The sequence below is a fragment of the Streptomyces sp. NPDC043685 genome (assembly GCF_056436585.1).
On sequence record NZ_JBWKCH010000003.1, the window covers coordinates 217,543 to 229,462 of the forward strand.

8 protein-coding genes are annotated in these 11,920 nt (G+C 69.8%); 3 read left to right on the forward strand and 5 right to left on the reverse strand.

The genetic code is table 11. The features are described 5' to 3' along the window. The 3 genes from eboE (at nucleotide 1) to AC0665_RS10220 (ending at nucleotide 3,769) form a co-directional block, all read left to right on the forward strand. Complete coding sequence (gene eboE / locus AC0665_RS10210) at nucleotides 1-1,170, forward strand: metabolite traffic protein EboE (protein ID WP_478704792.1); 1,170 nt, start codon at nucleotides 1-3, stop codon at nucleotides 1,168-1,170. Then, nucleotides 1,167-2,615: an alkaline phosphatase family protein gene (locus AC0665_RS10215; RefSeq protein ID WP_478704793.1), complete on the forward strand. Its 1,449-nt coding sequence runs from the start codon at nucleotides 1,167-1,169 to the stop codon at nucleotides 2,613-2,615. The genes eboE and AC0665_RS10215 overlap by 4 nt, the downstream gene beginning before the upstream one ends. A gap of 80 nt (nucleotides 2,616-2,695) precedes the next feature. After that, nucleotides 2,696-3,769 carry a sugar phosphate isomerase/epimerase family protein gene (locus AC0665_RS10220; RefSeq protein WP_478704794.1) on the forward strand — a complete coding sequence of 358 codons (1,074 nt, stop codon included), beginning with the start codon at nucleotides 2,696-2,698 and terminating at the stop codon, nucleotides 3,767-3,769. A gap of 67 nt (nucleotides 3,770-3,836) precedes the next feature. Here AC0665_RS10220 and AC0665_RS10225 read toward each other — a convergent pair whose 3' ends face one another. The 5 genes from AC0665_RS10225 to AC0665_RS10245 all read right to left on the reverse strand — a co-directional run bounded on the left by AC0665_RS10225 (nucleotide 3,837) and on the right by AC0665_RS10245 (nucleotide 11,824). Continuing rightward, entirely contained in the window at nucleotides 3,837-5,228 is a 1,392-nt protein-coding gene (locus AC0665_RS10225) for an OFA family MFS transporter (RefSeq protein ID WP_478704795.1), read from the reverse strand. Nucleotide 5,229: 1 nt separating this feature from the next. After that, the gene (locus AC0665_RS10230) at nucleotides 5,230-6,618 is read right to left on the reverse strand and encodes an OFA family MFS transporter (protein WP_478609294.1); all 1,389 of its coding nucleotides are present in this window, start codon (nucleotides 6,616-6,618) and stop codon (nucleotides 5,230-5,232) included. A 122-nt stretch (nucleotides 6,619-6,740) separates the two neighbouring features. Next, complete coding sequence (locus tag AC0665_RS10235; protein ID WP_478705030.1) at nucleotides 6,741-8,885, reverse strand: acetate--CoA ligase family protein; 2,145 nt, start codon at nucleotides 8,883-8,885, stop codon at nucleotides 6,741-6,743. A gap of 4 nt (nucleotides 8,886-8,889) precedes the next feature. Continuing rightward, nucleotides 8,890-10,131, reverse strand: a complete 1,242-nt coding sequence (frc, locus tag AC0665_RS10240) for a formyl-CoA transferase (RefSeq protein WP_468403730.1) — start codon at nucleotides 10,129-10,131, stop codon at nucleotides 8,890-8,892. Between the two features lie 10 nt (nucleotides 10,132-10,141). Then, the gene (locus AC0665_RS10245; protein ID WP_468403733.1) at nucleotides 10,142-11,824 is read right to left on the reverse strand and encodes a thiamine pyrophosphate-binding protein; all 1,683 of its coding nucleotides are present in this window, start codon (nucleotides 11,822-11,824) and stop codon (nucleotides 10,142-10,144) included. Nucleotides 11,825-11,920 lie beyond the last annotated feature (96 nt).

The following is an 11,920-nucleotide window of genomic DNA, read 5'->3' on the forward strand; positions in this document are numbered from 1 at the left end:
ATGCGCTTCCGCCACCCCGACGGCTCCACCGTCCACCTCGCCTACTGCACCAACGTCCACCCGGCCGAAACCCTGGACGGCGTCCTCGCCCAGCTCCGCGACCACTGCGAACCCGTCCGGCGGCGCCTGGGCCGCGACCGGCTCGGTATCGGGCTGTGGCTCGCCAGGGACGCCGCCCACGCCCTCGTCACCGACCCGTCCGCACTGCGCGGGCTGCGCACCGAACTCGATCGGCGCGGCCTCGAGGTCGTCACCCTCAACGGCTTCCCCTATGAGGGCTTCGGCGCCGAGGAGGTCAAGTACCGCGTCTACAAGCCGGACTGGGCCGACCCGGAACGCCTCGACCACACCGCCGCCCTCGCCCGTGTCCTCGCCGGGCTGCTCCCCGAGGACGTCACCGACGGGACCATCTCCACCCTGCCCCTCGCCTGGCGCACCGCGTACGACGACGAGCGCGCGCGGACCGCCCACACCGCGCTGCGCGCTCTCGCCGAACGCCTCGACGCCCTGGAGGAGCTGACCGGCCGCTCCATCCGCGTCGGCCTGGAACCGGAGCCGGGCTGCGTCGTCGAGACCACCGACGACGCCATCGCCCCGCTCACCGCGATCGGCCACGACCGCATCGGCATCTGTGTCGACACCTGCCATCTCGCCACCTCCTTCGAAGATCCGCACACCGCCCTGGACGCGCTCACCACAGCCCGCGTCCCCGTCGTCAAGGCCCAGCTCTCCGCCGCCCTGCACGCCGAACACCCCCACCTCCCCGAGGTGCGTGAGGCGCTCGCCGCCTTCGCCGAACCCCGCTTCCTGCACCAGACCCGCACGGCCACCGCCGCCGGTCTGCGCGCCACCGACGACCTCGACGAGGCCCTCGCCGGTCACGCCCTGCCGGACGCCTCGCCCTGGCGGGCGCACTTCCACGTCCCGCTGCACGCGGCGCCCGCCGCGCCCCTCACCTCCACCCTCCCGGTCCTGAAATCCGCACTCACCCGGCTCGTCGGCGGCCCGGCCCCGCTCACCCGCCACCTGGAGGTCGAGACCTACACCTGGCAGGCCCTCCCACCCGAGCTGCGCCCCAAGGGCCGCGCCCAGCTCGCCGAGGGCATCGCCGCCGAACTCGCCCTCGCCCGCGACCTGCTGACGGACCTCGGCCTGAAGGAGCTGCCATGAGCACCGGCCCCCAGGAGCACCCGGACCCGGCCGCCGCTGACCCGGCCTCCCCGCTTCCGGCCACCACGGACCGCCCCACACCGCTCCTCGTCCTCGACGTCGTGGGCCTCACCCCCCGTCTCCTCGACCACATGCCCCACCTCAAGGCGCTGGGCCAGAACGGCTCCCGCGCCCCGCTCGGGACCGTCCTGCCCGCCGTCACCTGCGCCGCCCAGTCCACCTTCCTCACCGGCACCATGCCCTCGGAGCACGGCATCGTCGGCAACGGCTGGTACTTCCGCGAACTCGGCGACGTCCTGCTGTGGCGCCAGCACAACGGTCTGGTGGCCGGCGACAAGATCTGGGACGCCGCCCGCCGCGCCCACCCCGGCTACACCGTCGCCAACGTCTGCTGGTGGTACGCCATGGGCGCCGACACCGACATCACCGTCACCCCCCGTCCCGTCTACTACGCGGACGGCCGCAAGGAACCCGACTGCTACACCCGGCCGGCCGCCCTCCACGACGAACTCACCGAGCGGTTCGGCACGTTCCCCCTCTTCCACTTCTGGGGCCCGGGAGCCGACCTCGTCTCCAGCCGGTGGATCATCGACGCGACCCGCCACATCAACCGCACCCGCCACCCCGACCTCACGCTCTGCTACCTCCCCCACCTCGACTACGACCTGCAGCGCTTCGGCCCCGACGACCCGCGCTCCCTGCAGGCGGCCACCGACCTGGACGCCGCCCTCGCCCCGCTGCTGGACGACGCCCGCGCCGAGGGCCGTACCGTCGTCGCCCTGTCCGAGTACGGCATCACCCGCGTGAACCGGCACGTCGACATCAACCGTGTCCTGCGCCGGGCCGGGCTGCTGGAGGTGCACACGCAGGACGGCATGGAGTACCTCGACCCGATGACGTCCCGTGCCTTCGCGGTCGCCGACCACCAGATCGCTCATGTCTACGTGCGCCGCCCCGAGGACCTCGACGCCACACGAGCGGCACTCGACGGCCTTCCCGGCGTCGCCCAACTCCTCGACGACGAGGGCAAGAAGAGCCATCACCTCGACCATCCGCGCGCGGGCGAACTCGTCGCCGTGGCGGAACCCGACGCCTGGTTCACGTACTACTACTGGCTCGACGACGACCGCGCGCCCGACTTCGCGCAACTGGTCGAGATCCACCGCAAACCCGGCTACGACCCGGTCGAACTCTTCATGGATCCCCTCGACCCCTACGTCAAGGTCAAGGCGGCCACCGCACTGGCGCGCAAGAAGCTCGGCCTGCGCTACCGCATGGCGGTCGTGCCCCTGGACCCCTCACCTATTCGAGGCAGCCACGGCCGCCTTCCGCAGAGCGACGACGACGGTCCGCTCCTCATCTGCTCCACCCCCCGTGCTGTCGGCGACCGCGTCGCGGCCACCGATGTGAAGTCACTGCTGCTCCGACTCGCCGGTCTCGCCTGAGGTCACAGCCCTCGGCACCGACTGGTCACAAGTGAAGCACTCACCACCGACAACGCCCCGCGATCACGAGGAGTTCCCGCATGAGCCGCTTCTCCCGGCCCGACGCCGAGCTCGGCCTGCGCCTGAGCAGACGAGGCATGCTCGGCGTGGCCGCCGGTGCCACCGCCGCCGCCCTGCTCGGCGCCGCGACCCCGGCGCACGCAGCCCCCGGTGACACCACCGCCGCGGACGGCAGCGCCACGCCCGCCACCGCGTCCGGCACCAAGGGGCGTGGCCGCCCCGTGCTGCCGCCCGGCCGCCTCGGCATCCAGCTCTACAGCCTGCGCGACAAGGTCTCCACCCTCGGCTTCGGCCCCGTCTTCGCCGAACTGGAGCGGTACGGCTACGACGAGGTGGAGTTCGCCGGGTACACCCAGGGGTCGGCCGGTCCCATCACGCTCGCCCAGCTCAAGCGGCTGGCCCGCGACCACGGGCTGAACCCGATCGGCAGCCACGTCGGCTACTACTCCGACGACCCGAACGCCTACACCTTCGCCCAGAACCTCACCAAGGTCCTCGACGACGCCCAGGCCCTCGGCCTCAAGCACATCGGCACGGCCTCCGGCCCGTTCCGCTACGGCTCGACCGTCGACGCCTGGAAGCGCGCCGCCGAGGAGTTCAACACCTACGGCGCGGCGGCGAGGGCACGCGGCATGAAGTTCTACCAGCACAACCACTCCGAGGAGTTCTCCTTCGCCACCGACAACCCCAAGGTCCGCCTCTACGACATCCTGCTCAAGGAGACCGACCCGGACCTGGTCCACCTGGAGATGGACATCTACTGGGCGTACGTCGGCCAGTTCCGCTTCTCCAAGCGGCCCGACGGCACCCCCGCGCCGTTCGAGCCGCTGGACTACGTCCTGCGACAGCCCGACCGCTACCCGCTGTTCCACGTCAAGGACGGCGAGAGCGACCCGTCGAACCCGTACGGCTACCGCATGACGGACGTCGGCGACGGCGACATCGACTACCGGCGGTTCATCTCCGCCGTGACCCGCCTGCGGGGCCACCGTCTGGCCCACCACTGGCAGGCCGAGCACGACAACCCGGCCGACTCCTTCTCGTTCGCCCGCCGCTCCAGCGCGCACCTGCACTCCCTGAGGGAGAAGTGCTGACGGTCGTACGGACATGAGGAGGCCCCTCCCCGGGCGGGGAGGGGCCTCCTCATGGGTGGGCCGGGCCTCAGCCCACCGTCTGCGGCCGTGCCGGCGCGCGTCCCGGCTGGCGCAGCAGCAGCGCGACCACCGCCGCGAGCATCGACACGCCCCCGGCGAGCGCGTACGCGCCGTTGTAGCCCCAGGCCGCGACCACCATCGAGCCCAGCCCACCGCCGAACAGGCCGCTGATCAGCTTGCCGCTGTAGACCAGCCCGTAATTGGTGGCGTTGTAGTTCTCCCCGAAGTAGTCCGGGGTGAGCGCCGCGAACAGCGGGTAGAACGCGCCGCCGCCGAAGCCGGACAGGAACGCGAAGAACAGGAACAGCCACTCGCTCCTCAGGTCGCCCGCCCAGATGACGCCGAACTGGGCGAGGCCCAGCACGACGATGACGAACACCAGCGTCGGCTTGCGGCCCCACCGGTCGGACAGCCAGCCCACCACGCCCCGGCCGACGCCGTTGACGACGGCCATCACGCCCATCGACGACGCCGCCACCAGCGGGCCGAAGCCGACGTCCCTGGCGAAGTCGACCTGGAACGAGATGCCGAAGATCGACACGCCGGCGGTCATCACCACCGAGATCCACATCAGCGGCAGCATGCCCGTGCGGATGGCCTCCTTCGGGGTGTACTGCCGTACCGCCGGGGGGTTCTTGGCCAGGCTCGCGGCGTTCTTCCGGTCGCCGGAGAAGGCCAGCGGGTCGATGTCCGCGGGCCACCAGTTCTTCGGCGGGTCCTTGAAGAAGAACGCGCAGGCCACGACCACGATCATCACGTAGCAGCCGATGAGGTCCAGGACCCGGTGGTAGTTCGCCGTGTCGAAGCCGTAGTTGAAGATGAAGATGAACGGCAGAGACCCGTACGCGAACCCTCCGTTGACGAACCCGGTACGGGCGCCGCGCCGCTCCGGGAACCACTTGCCGACCATGTTGATGCAGGTGGCGTAGACGAGCCCGGCGCCGATCCCGCCGACCACGCCGAAGCCGAGGATGGCCGGCAGCACGTCGCTCAGGTGCGACAGGGCCAGGAACCCCAGCAGGCACAGGCCCGACCCGATGTACATGGCCGAGCGGGCCGACAGATGGCCCTTCTCCCGCAGCCAGCCCGCCGGGAAGGCGATGCCGGCCTGGAAGAACACCCAGACGCTGAGGATCCAGAAGGTGTTGCTCTGCGTCCAGCCGTGCGCGTGGGACAGGGTGTCCTCCGCGGAGCCGTACGCGTACTCGAAGACGCTGATGGCCATCATGGCGATCCACGGCAGATACACCATGATCTTGCGGGAGTGGCCGAGGATGTCGCGGTCGGTCTCGCCGAGGCGGTAGACGCGGCCGTGCGGATCGGTCACCTCGCGGTAGGGAGGGTGTGCGGCGTCGGAGGGTAAGGGGGAGGTGCTTGCTTCGTACGGATCTGCCGTCATGTCAGGCTGTGTCCTCGCCGAGCGGTTGCGGGTTGGGAGAGATGCGGCGCGTTTCCTTGTCGCGTCCCGGCGGGGTGAGGAACAGCGCCACACAGCCGGCGAACAGCGAGATCGAGCCGGCCAGGATGAAGGCACCGGAGTGCCCCCAGGCGCCGACGACCACCGCACCCATGCCGGCGCCCAGGCCGGAGACGAGCTTGGCGCTGTAGACCATGCCGTAGTTAGACGCGTTGTTGTTCTCACCGAAGTAGTCGGCGGTGAGCGCGGCGAACATCGGGAAGATGGCGCCGCCGCCGAACCCGGAGATCGCGGAGAAGATCAGGAACAGGGTCAGGTTCTCGCTCTCGGCCGACCAGAGGATGCCGTACTGGGCGAGGCCCAGGATGAGGCAGACCACGAGCAGGCACCGCTTGCGGCCGTAGAGGTCGGAGAGCCAGCCGATGACACCGCGGCCGGTGCCGTTGACGACCGCCTTCAGGGACATGGCCGTGGCCACGATCCCGCCGGCGAATCCGGCCTCCTCGCCGATGTCCACCTGAAAGGCGATACCGAAGATGTTCACGCCGGACGTACAGGCCAGGCAGAACCACATCAGGGCCACACGGCCGGTCTTCCAGGCCTCCTTGGGGGAGTACTGGCGCACCGCCGGGGGGTTCATCCGCATCGAGCGGGCCGCGCGCGGGTCGTCCGGCGGGTTCAGCGGGTCGATCGTGGCGGGCCACCAGTTCTTCGGCGGGTCCTTGAAGAAGTAGCCGGAGCAGGCGACCATCCCGGCCAGGAACACACCCACCGAGACCAGCACCCAGCGGAAGTTGGTCAGGTCCATGTAGCCGTTGAAGAGGAAGACGAAGGGCACCGAGCCGTAGGCGAAACCGCCGTTGACGAAACCGGTCTTGCCGCCCTTGCGCTCCGGATACCACTTGCCGACCATGTTGACGCAGGTCGCGTAGACCATGCCCGCGCCCATGCCGCTGAACATGCTGAAGCCGATGTAGGCGAAGACCACGTGCGGTGCGAAGGCGAGGGACAGGTAGCCCAGCAGGGTGCCCGTCGCGCCCAGCATCATGGCCCAGCGGGCCGGCAGTTTCCCGCTCTCCCGCAGCTTGCCCGCGGGGAAGGCCACCGCGGCCTGGAAGAAGACCCAGACGGTCATCATCCAGAAGATGTGCATGCTGTTCCAGCTGTGCGCCGTGTGCAGGGTGTCCTCGGCGGACGCGAACGCGTACTCGGCGGAGGAGATGCCCATCATGCCGATCCAGGGCAGGATCACCATCCACTTGCGCTTGCGCCCCATGATGTCGATGTCGGTCTCACCGAGGCGGTAGACGCGACCGTTCGCGTCGGTGACCTCCCGGTAGGGAACCGTGGTGGGCAGATCGGTCGTTGTCATGTCGTGTCGCACCCCTTGCGTCGAAAGATCTGGCCAGCGCCCCCTGTCCCATGCCTTTCGTGCGCGCGCGGGTCCCGGGGCCGGCCGACGCGCACCGTCGGCCGGCCCCCCGCTCACTCACCTCATGTACCGCCCCCCAGCCGCCCCGCCTCCCGCGCCCAGCGGTACTTCGCGCCGAGCACGGCCACCGGCTTCTCGGTCGTGTACGGGTACGCCACGACCCCGTGCTCGAAGAGGTACTGGCAGGCCTCCTCGACCTCCACGTCCCCCGCGAGCGACGCCACCACGGGCTTCTCTATCCCGCGCTCCCGGAACTCGGCCACCACACGCGCGGTGAGCTCGGCGAAGACCATCGGGGGAGTGACGATGGTGTGCCAGTAGCCGAGGACCAGCGCGTGGATGCGCGGGTCCTCCAGACCCAGCCGGATCGTCGCCTCGTACGTCGACGGCGGCTCGCCCCCGGTGATGTCCACCGGGTTGCCCGCGGCCCCGAAGGGCGGGATGAACTTCCGGAACGCCTCGTCCAGATCCGGCGGGATCTCCATCAGGGACAGGCCGTTGTCCGTCACCGCGTCGGAGAGCAGCACCCCGCTGCCGCCGGCGCCCGTGATGATCACGACGTTGTCGCCCTTGGGAGCGGGCAGCACCGGCAACGCGCGCGCGTACTCCAGCATGTCGTTCAGGCCCGGCGCCCGGATCACGCCGGCCTGCCGCAGGATGTCGTCGTACACGGCGTCGTCACCGGCCAGGGCACCGGTGTGCGAACCGGCCGCCTTGGCGCCCGCCGCCGTCCGCCCGGCCTTCAGCACGACCACCGGCTTCTTCGGCACCGTCGCCCGGGCGGCCTCCACGAAGGCGCGGCCGTCCTTGAGATCCTCCAGGTGCATCGCGATGCAGTCGGTGTGCGGGTCCTCGCCGAACCAGGTCAGCAGGTCGTCCTCGTCCAGGTCCGACTTGTTGCCGAGCCCGACGATCGCGGACACGCCCGTCTTGGTGGTGCGGGCGAAGCCCAGGATGGCCATCCCGATGCCGCCCGACTGTGAGGTCAGCGCCACCCCGCCCTTGACGTCGTACGGCGTGCAGAACGTGGCGCACAGGTCCTGCCAGGTGGAGTAGTAGCCGTAGATGTTCGGCCCCAGCAGCCGTACGCCGTGCCGCTCGGCGATCTCCACGATCTCCGCCTGGAGTTCGTGCTCACCGGTCTCCGCGAACCCGGACGGGATCAGCACGGCGTTGGGGATCTTCTTGCGTCCCACCTCCTCCAGGGCCGCGGCCACGAACTTGGCGGGGATCGCGAAGACCGCCACATCCACCTCACCGGGAACGTCCGTGACACTCTTGTACGCCTTGCGGCCCAGGATGTCATCGGCCTTGGGATTCACCGGGTGGATCTCCCCGGCGAAGCCCCCGTCGACGAGGTTGCGCATCACGGAATTGCCGATCTTGCCCTGCTCGTTGGAGGCACCGATCACGGCGACCGAGCCCGGCTGCATCAGCCGCCGCATCGAGGTGAGGATCTCCTCGCGCGAGTACTTCCGGCGCGGGGTGGGCTGCGACTCGGCGAGGATCACCCGGATGTCGGCCGCGACGGCCCCCTCCGCCGTCGCGATCACCGGGTTGAGGTCCACTTCGGCGATCTCGGGGAAGTCCGCCACGAGTTGGGACACCCGGCGGATCTGCTCGGCGACGGCCCACCGGTCCACGCCCGCCTGGCCGCGCACCCCGCGAAGGATCTCCGCCGACCGGATCGAGTCCAGCATCGACAGCGCCTCGTCGGCGCTCACCGGAGCGAGCCGGAACGTCACGTCCTTCAGCACCTCGACGAGGATCCCGCCGAGCCCGAAGGCGACCACTTTCCCGAACGTCGGGTCCGTGACCGCGCCGACGATGACCTCCTGCCCCTTCGGCAGCAGCTCCTGCACCTGCACACCCGAGATCCGGGCATCGGTGTCGTAGGCGCGCGCATTGTCGATGATCTTGTGAAACGCGGCCCGTACGCCGGCCGCGCCCTCGACCCCGACGATCACTCCGCCGGCGTCGGTCTTGTGCAGGATGTCCGGCGAGACGATCTTCATTACGACGGGCCCGCCGAAGCGCGCCGCGAACGCCACGGCCTCCTCGACGTCCGTCGCCAGCTCCTCGCCCGGTACGGCGATCCCGTACGCGTCGGCGATCACCTTGCCCTCGGGCGCGGTCAGCGCGGTCCGCCCCTCGGCCCGCACGGCCTCCAGGAGGGACCGCACCCGCAGGACCCGGTCTTCGGCCATCACGTCAGATCACTCCGTTCGACTTGAGCAGGCGCACTTCTTCGTCCCCGAGGCCGAGTTCGCCGATGTAGACCTCTTCGTTGTGCTCGCCGAGCAGGGGTGAACTGGTCACCTCGACGGGGGAGTCGGACAGCTTGAGCGGGCTGCCGACGGTCACGAAGTCGCCGCGCTCGGGGTGCGGGACGGTGACGACCATCTCGTTGGCGACCAGCGAACGGTCCTCGATGATCTCCCGGGTCGACAGGATCGGCCCGCACGGGATGTTGTGCGCGTTGAGCCGCTCCAGCACCTCCCACTTGGGAAGCGTCGAGGACCACTCCTCGATCAGCTGGAACATCTTGCCGAGCTTGGGCAGCCGGGCCTCAGGTGTGGCCCACTCGGGGTCGGCGGCCAGCTCGGGCCGGCCGATGAGCTCGCTGATCGGCTGCCAGCCGACGGGCTGCACGATGACGTACACGTAGTCGTTCGGACCGCCCGGCGCGCACTTGACCGCCCAGCCGGGCTGGCCGCCGCCGGAGGCGTTTCCGGACCTGGGAACCTCGTCGCCGAAGTCCTCGTTGGGATATTCAGCGAGCGGCCCGTGTGCCAGGCGTTGCTGGTCCCGCAGCTTCACCCGGCACAGGTTGAGTACGGCGTGCTGCATGGCCACGTTGACCCGCTGCCCGCGCCCGGTGCGCTCCCGTTGGTAGAGCGCGGCGAGGATGCCCGCCACGGCGTGCACACCCGTCCCCGAGTCCCCGATCTGGGCCCCCGTCGCCAGCGGCGGCCCGTCCTCGAAACCGGTGGTCGCCATCGACCCGCCCATGGCCTGCGCGACGACCTCGTACGCCTTGAAGTTGGTGTACGGGCCCTCGCCGAACCCCTTGATGGAGGCATAGACGATCCGTGGATTGATCTCCTGGATGCGCTCCCAGGTGAAGCCCATCCGGTCCACCGCGCCCGGGCCGAAGTTCTCGACCATGACGTCGGAGCGCCGGATCAGCTCGGTGAGGATCTCCTTGCCGCGCTCGGTCTTGGTGTTGAGGGTGATGCTCCGCTTGTTGCAGTTGAGCATCGTGAAGTAGAGGGAGTCGACGTCCGGCAGGTCACGCAGCTGCTTGCGCGTGATGTCGCCGGTCGGCGCCTCCAGCTTGACGACGTCCGCGCCGAGCCAGGCGAGCAGCTGGGTCGCTGACGGCCCGGACTGGACGTGGGTCATGTCCAGGACGCGGATGCCTTCGAGGGCCTTGGTGGACGGAGGGGTCATCGGGGGCACCTCACTTGTACATGGTCTGGTTCATGGTTCCGGGGGCGTACGCGTCGGGGTCGACCCAGACGTTGATCAGCGACGGCTTGCCGGACTCGCGGGCGCGTCGCAGCGCCGGGCCGATGTCGGCGGGGTCGCGGACCTCCTCGCCGTAACCGCCCAGCATCTGGGCGAACTTGTCGTAGTGGACGTCGCCGAGCGTGTTGCCGACCCGGTCGCGGTCCTTGCCGTACTTGGCGGCCTGGCCGTAGCGGATCTGGTTCATGGAGGAGTTGTTGCCGACGATGCCGACGAACGGGAGGTCGTAGCGGACGAGCGTCTCGAAGTCCCAGCCGGTCAGGGAGAACGCCCCGTCGCCGAAGAGCGCGACGACCTCCTTGTCGGGCCGCGCCTGCTTGGCCGCGAGCACGAAGGGGACACCGACGCCGAGCGTGCCGAGGGGACCCGGATCCATCCAGTGCCCGGGGGATTTGGGCTGGACGACCTGCCCGGAGAAGGTGACGATGTCGCCGCCGTCGCCGATGTAGACGGAGTCCTCGGTGAGGAAGTCGTTGATCTCGCTGACCAGGCGGTAGGGGTGGATGGGTGAGGCATCGGACTTCAGGTTCGGCAGCCGCTTCTCCAGGGCGGTCTGCTCGGCCGCCCGCAGTTCGTCCAGCCACTCCTTGCGCCGGGACGCACCGCCGTTGACGCGCCCGGAGGCCGCCTCGGTCACCGACTTCAGCACCAGCCCGGCGTCGCCCACGATGCCGAGGTCGATGTCGCGGTTCTTGCCGACGGTGCGGTAGTCGAGGTCGATCTGCACGACGGTCGCGTCGGGGGACAGGCGCTTGCCGTAGCCCATGCGGAAGTCGAAGGGCGTGCCGACGATGACGATGACGTCGGCGTTCGAGAAGGCGTACCGGCGCGAGAGCTGGAAGTGGTGCGGGTCGCCGGGCGGGAGGGTGCCGCGTCCCGCTCCGTTCATATAGGCGGGGATGTTGAGGGTCCTGACGAGTTCGATGGCCGACGCGGTGCCCCGGGTCGTCCACACCTGGCTGCCGAGCAGGATGGCCGGCTTCTCGGCGTGCACCAGCAGGTCGGCGAGCTTCTCGATCGCCTCGGGGTCGCCGGCCGAGCGGGTCGAGGCGCGGTAGGCGCCTTCCTGGGGCACGCGCGCCTTGGCGGCCGGGACCTTGGCGTCCAGCACGTCGCGCGGGATCTCCAGGAAGGAGGGGCCGGGCGCGCCGTGGTAGCACTCGCGGAACGCCATGGAGACCATGTCCGCCGCGCGGGCGGTGTCGGGCACGGTCGCCGCGAACTTGGTGATGGGGTTCATCATGTCGACGTGCGGAAGGTCCTGGAGCGACCCCATCTTGTGCTGGGTGAGGGCTCCCTGACCGCCGATCAGCAGCATCGGGGACTCCGCGCGGAAGGCGTTGGCGACACCGGTGACGGCGTCGGTCGTGCCCGGTCCCGCGGTGACCACCGCGCAGCCGGGCTTGCCGGTGATGCGGGCGTATCCGTCGGCGGCGTGGGCGGCGACCTGCTCGTGGCGTACGTCGACGACCTCGATGCCCTCGTCGACGCAGCCGTCGTAGATGTCGATGATGTGGCCGCCGCACAGCGTGTAGATGCGGTCGACCCCCTCGGCCTTCAGCGCCTTGGCTACGAGATGACCACCGGAAATCAAGTCCTGGGTGTCGTCGGGCATGGCGAAGTCCTGTCCCTTCGTAGGGGGTTGGAGCGGCTCGCAGTACATTGCATACAGTCGACGAATACTGTATGAAGCTTGTTATCCCGCATCCGG

Excerpts from the sequence above, each read along its gene's own strand:
- eboE (WP_478704792.1), top strand. The coding sequence starts at position 1 with ATGCGCTTCCGCCACCCCGACGGCTCCACCGTCCACCTCGCCTACTGC.
- AC0665_RS10215 (WP_478704793.1), top strand. The coding sequence starts at position 1,167 with ATGAGCACCGGCCCCCAGGAGCACCCGGACCCGGCCGCCGCTGACCCG.
- AC0665_RS10220 (WP_478704794.1), top strand. The coding sequence starts at position 2,696 with ATGAGCCGCTTCTCCCGGCCCGACGCCGAGCTCGGCCTGCGCCTGAGC.
- AC0665_RS10225 (WP_478704795.1), bottom strand. The coding sequence starts at position 5,228 with ATGACGGCAGATCCGTACGAAGCAAGCACCTCCCCCTTACCCTCCGAC.
- AC0665_RS10230 (WP_478609294.1), bottom strand. The coding sequence starts at position 6,618 with ATGACAACGACCGATCTGCCCACCACGGTTCCCTACCGGGAGGTCACC.
- AC0665_RS10235 (WP_478705030.1), bottom strand. The coding sequence starts at position 8,885 with ATGGCCGAAGACCGGGTCCTGCGGGTGCGGTCCCTCCTGGAGGCCGTG.
- frc (WP_468403730.1), bottom strand. The coding sequence starts at position 10,131 with ATGACCCCTCCGTCCACCAAGGCCCTCGAAGGCATCCGCGTCCTGGAC.
- AC0665_RS10245 (WP_468403733.1), bottom strand. The coding sequence starts at position 11,824 with ATGCCCGACGACACCCAGGACTTGATTTCCGGTGGTCATCTCGTAGCC.